Below are 15,869 nucleotides of genomic sequence, written 5' to 3'. Positions count from 1 at the left end.
GGTCGCGACAGCCGTGCGCATGATGGACAACGTCGTCGATGTATCGCAATTTCCCCTCGAGGCGCAGCAGAAGGAAGCCAAAGCCAAGCGCCGGATTGGTCTTGGCGTGACAGGCTTGGCCGACGCCTTGTTGATGGTCGGCCTGCGCTATGGTTCAGACGAAGCGGCGGCCCAGACCGAGGCATGGCTCAAGGCGATTGCGCGTGCTGCTTATCTGGCATCTGTTGATCTGGCCAAAGAAAAAGGCGCGTTCCCCCTGTTCGACGCCGAGGCCTATCTTGCCTCGGGCACGATGCAGCAGATGGATGAAGACGTCTGCGCCGAGATCAAAGAACACGGCATTCGCAATGCGCTGCTGACCTCGATTGCGCCCACCGGCACGATCAGCCTGTACGCCGGCAATGTCAGTTCGGGGATCGAACCGGTCTTTGCCTATGCCTATACCCGCAAGGTATTGCAAAAGGACGGCAGCCGCACCGAAGAAGAAGTCGTCGATTATGCCGTGCAAATGTGGCGCGATCTGAAAGGCGACGCACCTCTGCCAGATTATTTCGTCAACGCACAGACTCTGGCCCCGCTGGATCACGTCAAGATGCAGGCGGCGGCGCAGAAATGGGTTGATTCAAGCATCTCCAAGACGATCAACTGCCCCGAAGACATCAGCTTTGATGCGTTCAAAGACGTCTATATGGCGGCATGGGACCAAGGCTGTAAGGGCTGCACGACCTATCGCCCCAATGACGTGACCGGGTCGGTTCTGTCGGTCTCAGAGACCACCGACAACGCCCCCGGCGAGGTCGCACCTGAACCGATGCCATCCGAAGGCGGCGAAGTGGTTTATATGTCCGATCCGCTGGACCGGCCTGAAGAACTTGAAGGGTCGACCTATAAAATCAAATGGCCCGACAGTGAACATGCACTTTATATCACGGTGAACGATGTGATCATTGGCGGGCATCGTCGGCCGTTCGAGGTCTTCATCAACTCCAAAAACATGGAGCATTTCGCCTGGACCGTTGCGTTGACGCGTATGATTTCGGCCGTATTCCGGCGCGGCGGCGATGTATCCTTTGTGGTAGAAGAACTGAAAGCGGTATTTGATCCTCGGGGCGGTGCATGGATGGGTGGCAAATACATCCCGTCAATGCTGGCCGCGATTGGCGGCGTGATCGAACAACATATGATCGCAACAGGTTTCATCGCTGGTGAAGGGCTTGGCCTCAAAACCGATCCCCAAGCTAACGTCGTAGGCCTTGAGGCTCCGCGTGGCAAAGCCTGCAGCAGTTGTGGTCAATATGACTTGCGTATGGTCGAAGGCTGCATGACATGCGGTAGTTGCGGACACAGCAAGTGTTCTTGATGAAACACTAAGTTCAGTTAGGTTCCTGAAAAGACACCCTATTTTCTGCCAAACGGGGTAAAAAGTCTGCCACTTTACCATGCTATTTTTGCCAGTTGAAGTTAAAGCATTGTTTTAGAGTGTTTTTTAATTTCTGGTGATCTGGAAGTTTTGAGAGGCCACTGTAGACAAGCATCTACAGTGGCCCCTCGCCTACGTTGACACAGCCTCTTCATTTGTTCACCTTCCGTTCCAAGGCTCCGGAGCCTTTCATATCAAACCCCTTGTCTGACCCTCGGTCTGGCAACCGGTGCATAGCAAAGCTGTGTGCCGGGATCTGAAAGGAATCCATTATGCAGAAATCAAACATCCCGATCTCGAACATTCGCTTCTTTGACAAAACCCCTACGGTCGCCGATCTTGAACGGAGGTTCTCCCGATTTCTGAGAGGCTTTCGCGAACAGCGGTGCGCCACTGAGCAAGTTGAAAGAATTGCGGAAGATGGACCGACGGAAACGTTCGAACTTTCTGTGAACTCTCTTTCAACTCAAGATAAGATCAAGATCGAGAGGCGCGCTTTGAGATATGTCGAGTTGCAAGAAGCAGCGACAGGGATGCAGCACCTGAAAACAGAGGATCGGAATGCCCTTCGCAGGCTACAGAACGGTGCGACGGTCTCGAGAGTTTCCAACGAACACGATGCAGACGTCCTTGCTGCAACCCTGCACGAGGAGATGCCTTGGATGGGTCCTGCCACCGAGCACATCTGGCACGCGATGCGGGACTCCGTTCGTAAGGGCCGTCCAAGCATCAAGTTTGCGCCACTTTTGCTTCTCGGCCCACCGGGCATCGGCAAATCTCACTGGGCGCGGAGGCTGGGCAAACTGCTCGAAGTGCCGACTACAGTCGTTGAGGCTACCGGTGAGCCTGCCAGCTTTGCTCTGATCGGCTCACAGCGTGGCTGGGGGAGTGCCGGGCCCGGTAAGATCGTGGAAACAATCCTCAGAGAGAGATGTGCTGATCCGATCATTGTTGTTGATGAGGCGGAAAAGGCGGGGGACGTGAACTCAGCGAAAGGGTTGCGTTTTAGCTTGACCGATGGGCTCTTGCCACTTTTGGAAAGAATGACGGCTTCGACTTGGCAATGCCCCTACTACCGCGTCCAGTTTGATCTCTCATGGGTGGGGTGGGTGCTGACGGCGAATAGTTTGCGCGGCCTTCCTGAGCCCCTTTTGAGCCGCTGTCCGCCGCTGGAATTACCGCCTGTCTCCAAGCAACACCTGATTGGCTTTGCGCGGCGTCTGGGTGAAGCGCGTGAACTTCCGGATGAAGCGATTGCGGCTATCGAGGAGATTATCAGCATGTGTCGCGGCGACATGGGCGGGCCGAGTTTGAGAACTGTTAAGCGAATGATCGAAAGGGCAGAGATCGCCTTTGATCGTCCACTATTGCACTAATTTTGGGGGTTCATATTTTTATTTTCTCGGTCAATTGCCGCTCGGCTTAGAACAAGAACAGAATTTTCGATGTTCCCTCAAATCAGGAAATATTATTGCTGCCAGTAGGATCATTCGTGCATAGTATTCTATCTCGTAAAACGAGGATTATGGTACTCACATATGCTGATTGGTTAAGTCTCTCTTTGCCGATCCCAGATTTGCGCTTACACGTGTGACTACGTGCAGGGCTGTCTGGAGATGCAAAATTCGAGAGGATGATTCGAAAACGCCATCGGATGCCATTATCCAGATAGTATCTAATTCATCTACCTTTGTAGCCGTTACCAGATCAATGATGACCGTGGGCATATCTGATACGGCAGTCATTGCTCTTGTAGCGGTACGCCCGGCAGGTAGCGCAACTTCAAGTACGTCTTCGCTTGTTACGCTCGCATTGCCCAACCCCTTTCGCAACTTCGCTTCAAGTAGATCAAGAGCGGCTTCACTCTTTGCAAATTCACCGGAAATCACTTCGATAAATTGCACCGACCGTCGGTTTCGTCGATCGACGCCAATAGATCTAATTGCCTGCAAGGCAGATATCAAAAGTGCGATTATCGCAACGTAAAGTGCGGGGTTCGCCCATTGGCTTACCGTACCTGCGGTATCCAAATGCTAATCAAGACCTGCAATTTTTCGCTTCATAAGCAAGCGCTTGAGCCCATCTGTGATGTCCTCTTTCAGAACGTCGTTCAACTCAAAGCTATATTTTTTCCTGAGACGAGCTTCTCCGAGGGTCTTCAATGAACCCGCAAGAAAGCCTTGAACAAACGAAGTAGAGATCGCTTCAAGAGACTCTGGGGCAGTGATAACAACGTTGTCCATAGAAACATCAAGATCATCCAAAGTGAACAAATCCCGCGCGGCTGCGCCGCGCTCCATTCCGGCCAAGACCACGCCATCTTGTCCGACAAGTTCAGAAAGATCAATTTGCACGGTCAACAGTCCTCTCCAGATAGTCGAGATCGAGAGTAAATGCCATCGAGATTAAAGTTCCCTTAAGACACCGATCCAGTTCAATCACATTGCTATGATCAGGCGGCAGCTCCTGAGTGTTGGATTCATTAAACCACATTTCACGCTCAGAGTCATCACCGCCCATTCGCACACCATGCATATAAGGTGCATTGCAGAGGACGCAAGTCCTACCTGACACGATGGCCATCGATGCGTTTGCTTGGTCCGCCCCATGAGCGGCGAGGTCCGAGTAGAATTCTAAGATGTCTTGAAAACCGGTACCATTCCGCTTCTGGTCGACGGCGATCTCAGATCTGGTTACGCCGTCCTGCAAAGCGAAGACCGTGCTGAGGTGTTCCGACGCGTATTTCTTGGTGCCAACTTGGCGGTTATGCCGCGCCACATACTCGTTCAGTTTTGATTTCGTGGGATCAGGTGTGGTCCTGATTGTCTCGCTTATAGTCGTGCCAGTGCTTAAAAATGCAAGATGACATCGATAATACTCATTTTCCCCTGAGCCGCGTCTTGCCATGAAACCTGCGACTATCCAGTCACCATCATTTTGGTTTTTAAGGAGGTCGCCGTGACGTTCGGCGTTGTCGAGGGTTTCGGTGACAAGTTTGTAGACAGATCGACGCCCCTTGAGGTTCAACTTTTGCTCTGTTGTCACTCCAAGCCAGTTATCGATTGCAGCTTTCAAATTCCCTGCCACCTTTTCGTGCGTTTGTCTGTCGATGAATCGTGTCTCAGACTCTGTTGAGCCACTTTGTCGTCGCCGATGCACCGGGAATGGAAAGACATCAGTATGCATGTCTTCAGGGACTGGGACCCATATCCCCAACTCTTGGTCCAATTCTAAAGCATTCATTACCTTACTCATCGGAGATGAAATTTCACCTCCCAAAAAGAATCCAGGCATCCCCTTTTTGATTGTCGAGAGGAGCAGATAGGGTCCTACATCAAGGCAATGAGTGTCGTGAAAGTCAATATTAATGCCGAATGCATCAGATTCCATGTCAGCAAGTTGCCCAAGCCTGTTCATAGTTTCACGTGGATTATGAGTGAATGACATATCCTTCAGTTCTACTGCAACGTTGCCTGAACGTCGCTTGCGCTTGATCGCGGAGGTCTCAAATTTCGTGGCGCGGTCAGGAACGAGATGGTCTAATATAATCGACGGACGAAGTGCATATTCTCTCGTGGTGTCTTCATGTGTCAAAATTCGCGCCCCACGTTCCCGCTTTATGTAATCTCTTGCAACACGCTTGCCATGATGCAGTCTACTCCGCCTGCGCCCTATCTGTTCACTTACCGATCGCCTCAATGCCTTGTTCTTCGAGCGAGCTTTTGCTACCGGGCGTTTCGCAATTCGACGCCGAATTCGAGAGGCTTCCAACCTTACAGAGCGAACCAGCAAAGGGTTGTCAGTGTGCAACTTCCATGTCCCTGGGAAATGCTGCCTACGTTCATCTTCTGCCAAAGTCCTACCTATCTATTGTGCTGCTGCAATTACATGACGCAATATCAGGTCGGAAGGTCTATTCCAAGTTACCTTGCAGGCTAATTCTTAAGTGCCGCCTGTAATGTAAGTAAGCGAAGAGACGATGTTCTGCCTTTGAAATCTATACGGTCATCCTTTATCGACGGCAGTTACGCAGCGGGTTCTCTTTTATCATGGTACTATAGGGAAATTAGGATAAGCGATATCCTGTACTGTCTGCAGGGCACGCTTGCTCAATATCTGAAGCCACTTGCCGGCGGTTCGATTCTTGGCGGTTGGTCTTACTTAAAGAATAGCAGAGCCAGACACCCATCTTCTGTTCTCAAATAATCTTCCGGGCTCTGCGCTGTATGTGAAGTGCATCAACGGTAGGGATGCCCCGAATATTAATTCGACTTCACTCAAAGTGCATTAATCATGCACCTTTGCTATCTACAACTCGGATGACCAGTGCGCGCAGCTCCTCAGAGCTTCTGATGGTTTCCAAAATATCATTGATGTCGTTTTCAGCAGAAAGTTGTTGATCAACAAACTTATGAAGTAAAATTAAAGCTTTGCTATTTATAGATTTATTTCGCTCAATTCGTGAAATTGTTGCTTGATCAGCCTGTACTAAAGCTCCGAGTTCGGCCTGAGAAATTTCAGCTTTCAAACGCGCCTGCTTTACTTTTTTGCCGAAGTGCTCAGTTGAGGTATTGTAGTTTTGCATATTAAATGCATAATTAATGCATGATCCTTTGTGAACCCATAACCGGTAAAAAAGTCGACCTGATTTCACCACTATCTGAGGAGATGGAGGTGTTTCCAGGCGTTCCCTTTGGTCGTCAGGACCAGCTGCTTTCCGCGGCCTACTGGCAATGGCGTTGCGGAATTGGTGAGGAAGAAAATCATGACTATGTTTCGCGCGGAGGAACTCTGCGAGATGAAGTCGCCTTTTGTCTTCTCGGCGGTTACGGGATAAAATTGGAAGCAAATGAGGCTTTCTTCCAACATTTAAAAGGACACGGCATCTTCGACACAGGTGTGACTGCGAGTGAAGAAGACATTTTCAAGCTGTTAAGTGATACTATCCCAGTTGTTGGCAGGCCTCAGCGCTACAGATTTCCGCGTCAGAAAGCTGGGCGACTCGTAGCTGCCCTCAATATGATCGACCAGATTAGCGACACCACGATGTCAGACCTTTCATTTCGCGCGGCTCTGAATGAAATTCCCGGCATTGGTCCCAAAACCGCAAGCTGGATCACGCGGAACTGGTTGGGTTCAGATAATGTCGCAATCTTGGACGTGCATGTACTACGTGCTGGCTGTTTTCTTGGTATTTTCGATGATGCAGCACACCTTCCAAGGCACTATTTGAAATTGGAAAGCAATTTCTTACAATTCGCCGAAGCTATTAATGTCCGAGCATCTGTTCTGGATGCTGTCATGTGGCTTGATATGAGAATGTTTGGATCCCGTCTGGTCAGTCAGAATGGCTCTTGATAGAACATAATTCAATTCTGGATTGTGGAGAAGATCAATGGGCGGAAGTGGTGGCGGCGGTGGTTATCCGACAGGTGGCGCAGGATCCAAGATTGGCGGTGGGTCAGCTGGAGGAAGCGGCGGAGGTTCGGGTGGTGAAGAAGATCAATGTGTTTTGTCCTTCACTACTGACATATTCGGTCCAGTGCCGAACGTTGCAAGCCAGTTAACTTCCGGGGACTCGCTCAGCGTTCAATTGACCAGTGGGTCGAATCCGTCCGTTGGCCTATTTTCTCCTCGACTTGCAAATCAGCAGGTGGGTTCAATATCCGGCGTGAGACAATTGCCGACCCTTATTGCATGTTTACAGCAAGGTGTAGTGTATGAAGCTACTGTTGCTTTGGTTTCTGGAGCCCAAATCCGCATTCAAGTACGAAACGTATGAGCGATATTTCGGTCGTAGGTGGCTTTTACGGCGAACGCTGTGTCGCTCCTGACGTTGATGAATTGTATGGGTCCGGAGGTCGCGCCGCCGTTGCGATCGCTCGTGCTGGAGCTTCGGTCGACTGGAACTACTACTGCCCAGACGCCGATGAATTATTGGCTCGTTCGGTAGTTTCACATGAAAATATTGTCCACCATCCCCACGTCAGCGATGCCTTGATCCAGTTCCGCTACTTTCATCCTTTGTCGAGACCGCAATTCATACCGCGCATGATATCATTGGCACCTTCAATAGCAGTTGATGCGAAAAACGTTCTTCGCTTTGGCTTCATGGAAGGTGATGCGGTGGTTCATGCCAGCAATTGCGTCTACGACCCACAATCACCCCATCAGGCGATCCCATTTTCTGCAAATGGATCCAGCTGCGAACGACTTGCCGTTGTGTTAAATTCAGCCGAAGTAATACAATATGCGCAGGTAAATGATGAATCGGAAGCGATCCGGAGAATCTTCACTGATCGAACGGTTTCAGTTGTTTTGGTGAAGGCTGGTGCGGAAGGTTGCCGAGTTTACGAAGACGGCAAGTTGATTGGAACTGTGCCTCCTTTCTGGTCAGACACAGTATACAAAATTGGTACAGGTGATGTGTTCAGCGCAGCATTTGCGTATAACTGGATGCTCCAATCCAAATCTGTATTGGATTCCGCTGAAATAGCATCAAGGTGTGTCGCTCAGTACTGCATGAGCCGAACCCCTACAGTGTGTAGAAAGGATACGCCTGAAAATCTGAAACCCGTTGCACAGGGCAAGAGCGGTCAAGTTTATATTGCTGGACCTTTTTTCACGATGGCAGAGTTGTGGCTGATCGAAGAAGCTTGTGCCGCTTTTTCTGAGCTGGGAATGCAAGCATTTTCGCCTTATCACGAAGTTGGCTTTGGTAGCCCAAGCGCGGTTGTTACCAAAGATCTGGCAGGGCTGGAAAATTCGAGTGCTGTCTTAGCAGTTTTGGATGGCTGCGATGCAGGAACACTATTTGAAATCGGGTATGCAGTAAAACTTGGAATCCCTGTTGTCGCACTTTCTCAGAATCCCAAAGAAGCGGACCAAACTATGATTCTGGGCTCCGATAATTGCTATGTCACCAACGACTTTGCAACCGCAATCTACCGATCAATATGGGAGGCACGGCGGTGAGAGCGCTGCTCTTTTCGGGTGGTGTGGAATCAACGTGTCTCGCTTACCAATACCGTCCAGATGTTTTAGTAACAGTCGACTATGGCCAGATACCTGCAGCGGGTGAACTACGAGCAGCGGCTTTCATTGCAAACAAATTGAAGCTCAGGCACGATGTTATTAGCGTTGATGCTTCAGCTCTTGGTTCAGGCGATCTTGTCGGACGGGACAAGGCATCTCAATCAAAAGTATCTGAGTCATGGCCATTTCGGAATCAGTTGCTCCTCACCCTCGCGGCTATGAAGTACGCCTCCCAAAATCTCCGTGAATTGATGATCGGAACGGTTGTTACAGACAACGTTCATGCGGATGGGACGAAGCAATTCATTGATCGCATTGAAAGTTTGGTACAATGCGAACTGCCGCAGGTTACAATATCAGCGCCAGCTATCGCTGAAACCACGATTGACCTGGTGCGTGCAAGCAAGGTCCCAATGGAATTGCTGCGTTGGGCGTTTTCCTGTCACAAGGCGGTGGTAGCTTGCGGCACCTGCCGTGGATGCAGCAAAACATTGGATCTTTTCAAGCAGCTCGATACCGTTGAAAAGTAGAAATAGGATCCAAGATCAAAACCGCTTCGTGTGGGGTGTATGCTACTTCATTGGCTTCGTTCTTTGCGTACCGTTGGCCAACTGGTTTATTGAGAACGTCGGAACATATTGCGTGTCAGACGGCCCGTGTCTCATACCTATTTTTCCAGGAATATCAGCACCAAGTGGGGTGCTGTTCGTGGGCCTGGCTTTCGTCCTCCGTGATCTCGTTCAGAGACAACTCGGGTTGAAATGGGCCGTCATTGCGATCGCAGTCGGGGCGCTTCTTTCAGGATTGGTGTCGAGCAAAGACTTGGTTTTTGCTTCAGTGCTTGCCTTTGCCATTTCTGAGACGTTCGATTTGCTGGTCTATACGCCGCTTCAAAAAAGAAATTTCTTAATTGCCGTTCTGATGAGCGGCATCGTAGGCGCGGCCGTCGACAGCGTTGTGTTTGTATGGATCGCATTTGGCTCGTTAGACTATGTTTGGGGGCAGATTATTGGAAAACTGTGGATGACTCTGGGAGCTGTTTTGATCATTTCTGTTTCGCGGAGATGAGGAAGACCCGCTGACCTGCAAAGCGATCACTCGCGGCTGCCTGCTGTTGCCTGCTCAACGGCCACTTCGTGTTCTTTGCGACCTTGTCATATTTTCACCTCTACCTTATTCAGGAATAGTTAGAGCGAGCAAAGACCCATGAGGGCGCGCAGGATGATGCAACAAATCGCAAGATCTCTGAGAGGGTTTCTGATGATCGCTTTGGCGGTTGGTCTTGTGCTGTCTGCGAATTCACGCCTCGTCGCGCACGACTTTTCCGAATTGGCGAAGATTGTAGCGGATCACCACCACGAGATTACAGAGCATGGGCACGCGCATGAGGACATAGTGGATGTCATGCACGCCTATGTGGCGCATAGCCATGAGTTTGCCGATCACGATCACAATGTCGCGTTTTTACCGCCGCGTGACGTGACGAGTGAAACGGTCCCTTCCAGCATAATCGCGGCCCTGTCAGACAGTGGTATGCGGGGTCGGCAGGACTATGGCTTGGATCGACCGCCAAGAGTGTGATGACGCGCCATAAAAGGCAGCTTTTCAATCACACCCAAATAAACGGAAAATTCAAAATGATACTCAACCGATCCTACAGGTCAGGGCGGCTGTCGCATGTTGTGCGGCACGCTTCGATCCTATTTCTCGTAATCACAGCGGTGCTCACTGCCTTTGCGACCACCGCATCAGCCCATGCCGTTACACCGGGCGATGCGGGTTATATTCAAGAGATTTTCGGGGTGCATGTCATCTCGTTCATCTATCTGGGGGCGAAACACATGATCACCGGATATGACCATATTCTGTTCCTGCTCGGCGTTGTCTTCTTTCTCTATCATATGAAAGACGTGGCGATTTACGTCAGCATTTTTGCCGTCGGACACTCGGTCACGATGATGCTGGGTGTCTGGTATGGCTGGGGCATTAACGCCTATATCATCGACGCAATCATCGGACTTTCAGTCATCTACAAGGCGCTCGACAATCTCGGCGTCTACCAGAAGTGGTTCGGCGTCCAACCCAACACCAAGGCGGCAACGCTGATTTTCGGGCTGTTCCACGGCACAGGTCTGGCTTTGAAACTTCTCGAATACAAGATTGCCGAAGACGGACTGTTGGCCAATCTTCTCGCCTTCAACGCAGGTGTCGAAGTGGGTCAGCTTCTGGCGCTCTTCGTGATCCTGATTGTCATGGGATACTGGCGCCGCAGTCCAAACTTCATGCGTCAGGCAACAGTCGCAAACATCATCATGGCATTCCTTGGCGGCCTTCTGACCTACCAGCAGGTCGCAGGCTACATCGCCAGCACGTAAGAATTGGAGAGAACAATGAACAACGCACCAAAACCCAAAATCGAGGACCTCCCAACCCCTGCGCAATTGCGCCGCTCTACGGTAATCGCGGGGCTCGGGGCTGTGGCCATCGGTGTCATGGTCTATCTGCCCGCTGAATATGGGACAGACCCCACGGGCGTGGGAAGCATCCTCGGCCTGACCGAAATGGGTGAGATCAAACAGCAGCTCGCGGCAGAGGCCGCGGCGGATAAAGCGTTACACGGTGGCGATGAATCTTCGTCCTTGATGAATGACATCTTCGGTCTGTTCGTCTCGTCAGCTGCCGCACAACAAGCGTGGCAAGACGAGATTACCTTCACTCTCGCACCTGGTGCATCCACCGAGATCAAGGCCAAGATGGAGCAAGGTGCTACGCTGACCTATGCTTGGGTCGCGACCGGAGGTCGTATCAATTTCGATCTTCATGCCCATGCAGATGGGGAAGCTGTGACCTATGAGACGGGACGCGGTCAGACATCAGCGGAAGGGAGTTTCGAGACCCCCTTCGCAGGTGACCATGGCTGGTTCTGGCGCAACCGGGACAAAACGGACGTGACTGTAACACTGCAATTAAACGGCAGCTACAGCGAGATCGTCCGGGGCGAGTAAGCAATAATTTGGTCACCAACAGAAATATTGTGGGTGATCATACCTCCAAAATGGATATACTGTGAACGGATATTCCCGCTTCGTAAAAATTGTATTTTGGGATTTATGCCTCTGTTTGCCACAAAGTCCATTAATGTTCGCTATGGGCCGTTCCTGACAATTTCTGTGCTGTAATGTTGATCTGGATTGCGGCGCCGCTGATAGATGATTTTAAAGTCAGTTTTTGTTATCTACGCCGTATATTCGACCCAGCAAGCGGCTATACCGCACAGGACACTCGCGAGTTAAGCAAGGGAAAAAGTACGTCGAGGGTTTGAGCGATTTGAGAGCTCCCGTTCGACGGACTTACTTGGGCTCGCGGCGAGCGAAGCCAAACTTGCGGTCTTTCCATACAAACGGGGAGGTTCTCGGTAACTGTTAGAAGTCGTTATTTTCATGTTGATTGATGATTTAGGTCTTGACCTTCCACCTGCTGGAACACGTATCGCTGCTTCAAAACGATTGACAGGCAGATGCAGTGATGAAGTTCATAATAGCCGCCGCAGTGGTTATCGCAGTGCTGGGTGTCGGGTTGACCTACTTGCCTCTCGAGGGGATCAAACCTGCTGAAAGTTCGGTTGGCCCCATTGGAGGGGCCGAGATCGTGAGTGTCACGTTACCCAATGCTTTCACGCACAATGCGCAGATCGGGCAGCAGGCCTATGATACGAATTGTGCCGCCTGTCACGGGATCAACGCGGCAGGGCGGGAGGGTATCGCACCCCCGCTTGTTCACATCATTTATGAGCCCAGCCACCATGCGGACGAAAGTTTCCAGCGGGCCGTGTCCCTTTGCGTGCGCGCGCATCACTGGCCTTTTGGCGACATGCCGGCGGTCGAGGGGCTGACACGCGGTGATGTCACATTGATCACCGCCTATATTCGAGAATTGCAACGTGCAAACGGGATCAACTGATGGCCTATGAGGAAATGAAAATGAAAAATATACTGCTTGCGGGCATAATAGCCGCTTTCGCCACAGGAGCTTTGGCGCATTCGGCCGTGGACGAGACTACACCGGCTCATGAGGCGGTTTTGACCGAAGCTCCTGCTGAAGTTGTCATGAACTTTTTGCACGATATCCGCTTAACGCGGGTGAGTATGACGCATGCGGATCACGCGTCTGTCGATCTTGACCTGAGCGCCTATAAGGGGATGGAGATTGATTTTACCGTGCCAATGCAACCCATGGGGAGCGGCGCCTATGTCATTGATTGGCGCGGATTGGGCGCTGACGGACATGCTATGACCGGCTCGTTTAGCTTTGTTGTAGAGTAGGCATGCCGGATATCTGGGGGCTTGCAGCGATCATTACCAAGATGGCATTATATCTGGGCGTCCTGACGGCGGTCGGCACGGTTATTGTTGCTTTGGTTTTCAAGACGGACCGCTACAAAGGGCCTGCAATTGCCTTTGGAGTGCTGGGGCTTGCCGCCGCTGTCCTGTCGTTTGCTCTTGGTGGAGCCAATCTGACGGGTGATGCAAGCGGGATGACCGATCCAGAGATGCTGGGGCTGCTCTGGGGCACCTCGGTTGGCACAGCGCTTTTGTGCCGTGTCCTCGGCCTTGGTCTTTTGATTGCGGGGCTATTTATGGGGCGTGGCGGGCTTTTGCTGTCAAGCATTGGTGGGGTTATCGCACTTTGGTCATTCCCGTTGGTCAGCCATGTATCGACACGGGATACGGCACTTCTTGATGGCGCACTGGTGCTGCATTTTGGGGCTGTCGCATTTTGGCTCGGAATACTCATTCCCCTTAAACGGCTCGCAGCTGTGCCGGCAGACTGGGCGAGGGCCGCAGATCTTGGACATCGCTTCGGTGTTGTCGCACGGGGAGTAATTCCCGCTCTGGTCTTTGCTGGCGTTTATCTCGGCTATATTCTTGTAGGCTCGATTGCTGCGCTGCTGGGCACAGGCTACGGGCAGGCGATGATCCTGAAGGTCCTCTTTGTTGTCGGACTGCTTGCGTTGGGGGCTGCGAACAAGCTGCGATTTATTCCTGCGCTCAAAGCGGGCGATCCGCATGCCGCAGGGCATCTGTCGCGCTCAATTTCCATCGAATGGGGCGTTATCTTGACTGTGCTGGCTGTTACCGCGGTTCTGACATCCACACTCGCTTTGCCGACATGAGGTTTACATGAAGAGACGGACTTTTTTAGCTTCGACCAGCGCGCTCGCGTTTCTACCACGCACAGTTTTTGCGGCGGGGGAGATGTTGCGGTTGAAAGCCGAAGCAGTTGTGCAGCAGGTCTTACCCGAGGGCGAAGGAACGACGGCGATGCTGGGCTTCAATGGCGCGATGCCAGGGCCTGAGCTGCGCCTGCGCCGTGGTGTTCGGGCAGAAGTCGAGGTCCAGAATGCGCTTGAGGAGGGCACCGCGGTTCACTGGCACGGTATACGGCTGGAAAACAGGATGGATGGGGTGCCGATGCTCACGCAGGAGTTGATCCAACCGGGCGCGCGAATGACCTACAGCTATGTGCCGCCGGATTCCGGCACATACTGGTATCACTCGCATTACATTTCGCATGAGCAGGTGGCACGCGGCATGATGGGACCGCTTATTATCGAGGATGATGTGCCGCCGGACGTGGATCATGACATTACTGTGCTTCTCGCGGATTGGAGGTTGCAGGAAGACGGCAGCCTCATTAACGAGTTTTCCGACATGCACAGTGTTGCCCATGGCGGTTATATGGGAAATTTTGCACGCGGGTTTTTATCGCAATCGCAAGTCAGCATCGGTGACCGCGTCCGCTTGCGTCTCATTAATGCAGCCACCAACAGGATATTTCCATTGCAAATAAGCGGGGCTGCCGGATCTATTGTGGCGCTTGACGGTATGGCGCTGGCTGTGCCGCGTGCCTTAACCGACATTACACTGGCCCCTGCGCAGCGCGCTGATCTGATCGTAGATGTTCAGGAGGACGTCGCCTTTGATATGCTGATGCGTGACGGGTCGTTCCGCTTGGCTGACCTTGCTGCCGTGGGTGCGAATTCCGACAGACAGCCAACCCCGATTAGGGCTCTTGCTGCGCCGGATTTACCCAAACCGAACACGCCTACACAGCACTTGACCCTTACCATGATGGGCGGTGCCATGGGCGGGCGGCACGGGGGTGACAACATCTGGGCCTTCAATAATGTCTCCGATCTGCAACCGGAGCCTTTCGCTGCGTTTCAAAGGGGCGAGACGGTTCGGATTACCTTGGTCAACGATACCTCCTTTCCGCATGGTATCCATTTGCATGGCCACCACTTCTATGAGGTGGATGCAGACGGAGCCCTTGGCGATCTGCGCGACACCACGCTGGTGGAAGCGCGCGCCAGCCGTGATATTATCTGTGTCTTTGACAATCCGGGCAAATGGTTGCTGCATTGCCATATGCTGAGCCACGCCGTGGGTGGTATGCGCACATGGGTTACTGTCGCATGAGAAGGCTGGCACTGGTCCTGACGGTTTGCGCAAGCGCTGCAAATGCTGATCACGAATTGGAGGGGCGAGCCATCGCCGCAGGTGCCATCCTCTATGCCGCGAACTGCGCCGCCTGCCATGGGGTGAATTTGGAAGGCCAGCCGGATTGGCGCTCTGCGGGAGAGGATGGGGTCCTTCCCGCACCGCCGCATGATGCGTCTGGCCATACATGGCATCACGATAATGCAATGTTGTTCGATTATACCAAGCAGGGCGGGCAGGCGGCTTTGGCCGCGATGGGTGTGACCGGATTCAACAGCGGCATGCCTGCATTTGAGGACGTAATTTCGGATAACGAGATATGGGATATCCTCGCCTATATCCGCTCCACCTGGCCCGAGCGGGAGCGTGATGTCCAGGCCGGTCGAAACCCGCCGCATTAAACAGCACGAAGATTAAATCCACATCAGCCCTTGACCCTCCAGCTACTGGAAGCCCTATCTGTTGTCTGAGACAGAATAGGAGCCTCACCATGAGCAGCGAAAATTCGACCACATTCCATGTCCGCGAGATGTCCTGCGCCTCTTGTGTTGGGCGGGTAGAAAAAGCGTTGCTGGTAGTAGCTGGGGTGCAGTCGGCATCGGTAAACCTTGCGGCAGAGACGGCGACAGTCGTGATGGCGGAAGGGTCCGATATGGAGCCTGTCGTCACTGCGCTCAAAGACGCGGGCTACCCTGCGGAGCTGCAAACATACCGATTTTCCATCGAGAATATGTCTTGTGCTTCCTGTGTCGGGCGGGTCGAGCGCGCTCTTGGCGCAGTGCCCGGTGTTGTGAAGGCTTCTGTCAATCTGGCGCAGGAGCGCGCAACAGTTCAGGCACTTGGTGTCTCTGCTGCGCAGATTTCACAGGTGGCGAGCGCTGCCGGTTATCCGGCGCGGCTGATCACGGATGAGG

The 15,869-nt window shown here is 52.3% G+C and carries 18 protein-coding genes and 1 pseudogene; 15 read left to right on the top strand and 4 right to left on the bottom strand.

The window, feature by feature from the left end; translation table 11 throughout:
• Together ABYT07_RS12600 and ABYT07_RS12595 are read left to right on the top strand one after the other, a co-directional pair.
• Positions 1 to 1,360, top strand: a pseudogene (locus tag ABYT07_RS12600) (ribonucleoside-diphosphate reductase, adenosylcobalamin-dependent); the annotation flags it as partial.
• Positions 1,361 to 1,692: 332 nt separating this feature from the next.
• Complete coding sequence (locus ABYT07_RS12595; RefSeq protein WP_372992124.1) at positions 1,693 to 2,796, top strand: AAA family ATPase; 1,104 nt, start codon at positions 1,693 to 1,695, stop codon at positions 2,794 to 2,796.
• Between the two features lie 156 nt (positions 2,797 to 2,952).
• Here the strand turns inward: ABYT07_RS12595 and ABYT07_RS12590 are convergent, their stop codons facing one another.
• From ABYT07_RS12590 to ABYT07_RS12575, 4 genes are all read right to left on the bottom strand, one after another.
• Entirely contained in the window at positions 2,953 to 3,324 is a 372-nt protein-coding gene (locus ABYT07_RS12590) for a hypothetical protein (RefSeq protein WP_372992122.1), read from the bottom strand.
• 129 nt (positions 3,325 to 3,453) lie between these two features.
• Complete coding sequence (locus ABYT07_RS12585) at positions 3,454 to 3,774, bottom strand: hypothetical protein (protein WP_372992121.1); 321 nt, start codon at positions 3,772 to 3,774, stop codon at positions 3,454 to 3,456.
• Positions 3,764 to 5,014 carry a hypothetical protein gene (locus tag ABYT07_RS12580; protein WP_372992120.1) on the bottom strand — a complete coding sequence of 417 codons (1,251 nt, stop codon included), beginning with the start codon at positions 5,012 to 5,014 and terminating at the stop codon, positions 3,764 to 3,766. Before ABYT07_RS12580 ends, ABYT07_RS12585 begins: the two co-directional genes overlap by 11 nt.
• A 697-nt stretch (positions 5,015 to 5,711) precedes the next feature.
• Positions 5,712 to 6,005: a helix-turn-helix transcriptional regulator gene (locus ABYT07_RS12575; protein WP_372992118.1), complete on the bottom strand. Its 294-nt coding sequence runs from the start codon at positions 6,003 to 6,005 to the stop codon at positions 5,712 to 5,714.
• Between the two features lie 20 nt (positions 6,006 to 6,025).
• Here ABYT07_RS12575 and ABYT07_RS12570 point away from each other — a divergent pair, with 20 nt between their 5' ends.
• The 13 genes from ABYT07_RS12570 to ABYT07_RS12510 all read left to right on the top strand — a co-directional run.
• Positions 6,026 to 6,778: a hypothetical protein gene (locus tag ABYT07_RS12570; RefSeq protein WP_372992117.1), complete on the top strand. Its 753-nt coding sequence runs from the start codon at positions 6,026 to 6,028 to the stop codon at positions 6,776 to 6,778.
• A gap of 420 nt (positions 6,779 to 7,198) precedes the next feature.
• Positions 7,199 to 8,395, top strand: coding sequence for a PfkB family carbohydrate kinase (locus ABYT07_RS12565; RefSeq protein WP_372992115.1), 1,197 nt, complete (start codon positions 7,199 to 7,201; stop codon positions 8,393 to 8,395).
• Positions 8,392 to 8,985, top strand: a complete 594-nt coding sequence (locus tag ABYT07_RS12560; protein WP_372992113.1) for a 7-cyano-7-deazaguanine synthase — start codon at positions 8,392 to 8,394, stop codon at positions 8,983 to 8,985. Before ABYT07_RS12565 ends, ABYT07_RS12560 begins: the two co-directional genes overlap by 4 nt.
• Before the next feature lie 112 nt (positions 8,986 to 9,097).
• Positions 9,098 to 9,523 (top strand): VUT family protein, encoded by a 426-nt coding sequence (locus ABYT07_RS12555; protein WP_372992112.1) that lies wholly within the window; start codon positions 9,098 to 9,100, stop codon positions 9,521 to 9,523.
• 153 nt (positions 9,524 to 9,676) lie between these two features.
• Positions 9,677 to 10,036: a hypothetical protein gene (locus ABYT07_RS12550; protein WP_372992111.1), complete on the top strand. Its 360-nt coding sequence runs from the start codon at positions 9,677 to 9,679 to the stop codon at positions 10,034 to 10,036.
• Positions 10,037 to 10,092: 56 nt separating this feature from the next.
• Complete coding sequence (locus tag ABYT07_RS12545) at positions 10,093 to 10,830, top strand: HupE/UreJ family protein (RefSeq protein ID WP_372992110.1); 738 nt, start codon at positions 10,093 to 10,095, stop codon at positions 10,828 to 10,830.
• 15 nt (positions 10,831 to 10,845) lie between these two features.
• A complete protein-coding gene (locus ABYT07_RS12540; protein ID WP_372992108.1) occupies positions 10,846 to 11,460 on the top strand; it encodes a transmembrane anchor protein in 615 nt (204 codons plus the stop codon).
• 520 nt (positions 11,461 to 11,980) lie between these two features.
• A complete protein-coding gene (locus ABYT07_RS12535) occupies positions 11,981 to 12,415 on the top strand; it encodes a cytochrome c (RefSeq protein ID WP_372992107.1) in 435 nt (144 codons plus the stop codon).
• Complete coding sequence (locus ABYT07_RS12530) at positions 12,415 to 12,777, top strand: copper resistance protein CopC (RefSeq protein ID WP_372992106.1); 363 nt, start codon at positions 12,415 to 12,417, stop codon at positions 12,775 to 12,777. Before ABYT07_RS12535 ends, ABYT07_RS12530 begins: the two co-directional genes overlap by 1 nt.
• Positions 12,778 to 12,779: 2 nt before the next feature.
• Positions 12,780 to 13,628 (top strand): copper resistance D family protein, encoded by an 849-nt coding sequence (locus tag ABYT07_RS12525; protein WP_372992104.1) that lies wholly within the window; start codon positions 12,780 to 12,782, stop codon positions 13,626 to 13,628.
• A 7-nt stretch (positions 13,629 to 13,635) separates the two neighbouring features.
• Positions 13,636 to 14,934: a multicopper oxidase family protein gene (locus ABYT07_RS12520; protein ID WP_372992102.1), complete on the top strand. Its 1,299-nt coding sequence runs from the start codon at positions 13,636 to 13,638 to the stop codon at positions 14,932 to 14,934.
• A complete protein-coding gene (locus ABYT07_RS12515; RefSeq protein ID WP_372992100.1) occupies positions 14,931 to 15,356 on the top strand; it encodes a cytochrome c in 426 nt (141 codons plus the stop codon). The genes ABYT07_RS12520 and ABYT07_RS12515 overlap by 4 nt, the downstream gene beginning before the upstream one ends.
• A gap of 89 nt (positions 15,357 to 15,445) precedes the next feature.
• A partial coding sequence (locus ABYT07_RS12510; RefSeq protein WP_372992098.1) for a heavy-metal-associated domain-containing protein occupies positions 15,446 to 15,869 on the top strand: 424 nt, incomplete at its 3' end.

It is taken from the genome of Sulfitobacter sp., assembly GCF_041552635.1.
Taxonomy (GTDB): domain Bacteria; phylum Pseudomonadota; class Alphaproteobacteria; order Rhodobacterales; family Rhodobacteraceae; genus Sulfitobacter.
Note: the sequence above shows the minus strand (reverse complement) of the source record. Positions and strands in the feature narration are given on the sequence as shown.

Bases quoted from the DNA above. Each gene is read 5' to 3' on its own strand.
- ABYT07_RS12575 (WP_372992118.1), bottom strand. From the start codon at position 6,005: ATGCAAAACTACAATACCTCAACTGAGCACTTCGGCAAAAAAGTAAAG.
- ABYT07_RS12540 (WP_372992108.1), top strand. From the start codon at position 10,846: ATGAACAACGCACCAAAACCCAAAATCGAGGACCTCCCAACCCCTGCG.
- ABYT07_RS12530 (WP_372992106.1), top strand. From the start codon at position 12,415: ATGGCCTATGAGGAAATGAAAATGAAAAATATACTGCTTGCGGGCATA.
- ABYT07_RS12550 (WP_372992111.1), top strand. From the start codon at position 9,677: ATGATGCAACAAATCGCAAGATCTCTGAGAGGGTTTCTGATGATCGCT.
- ABYT07_RS12520 (WP_372992102.1), top strand. From the start codon at position 13,636: ATGAAGAGACGGACTTTTTTAGCTTCGACCAGCGCGCTCGCGTTTCTA.
- ABYT07_RS12535 (WP_372992107.1), top strand. From the start codon at position 11,981: ATGAAGTTCATAATAGCCGCCGCAGTGGTTATCGCAGTGCTGGGTGTC.
- ABYT07_RS12565 (WP_372992115.1), top strand. From the start codon at position 7,199: ATGAGCGATATTTCGGTCGTAGGTGGCTTTTACGGCGAACGCTGTGTC.
- ABYT07_RS12545 (WP_372992110.1), top strand. From the start codon at position 10,093: ATGATACTCAACCGATCCTACAGGTCAGGGCGGCTGTCGCATGTTGTG.
- ABYT07_RS12525 (WP_372992104.1), top strand. From the start codon at position 12,780: ATGCCGGATATCTGGGGGCTTGCAGCGATCATTACCAAGATGGCATTA.
- ABYT07_RS12595 (WP_372992124.1), top strand. From the start codon at position 1,693: ATGCAGAAATCAAACATCCCGATCTCGAACATTCGCTTCTTTGACAAA.
- ABYT07_RS12570 (WP_372992117.1), top strand. From the start codon at position 6,026: ATGATCCTTTGTGAACCCATAACCGGTAAAAAAGTCGACCTGATTTCA.
- ABYT07_RS12515 (WP_372992100.1), top strand. From the start codon at position 14,931: ATGAGAAGGCTGGCACTGGTCCTGACGGTTTGCGCAAGCGCTGCAAAT.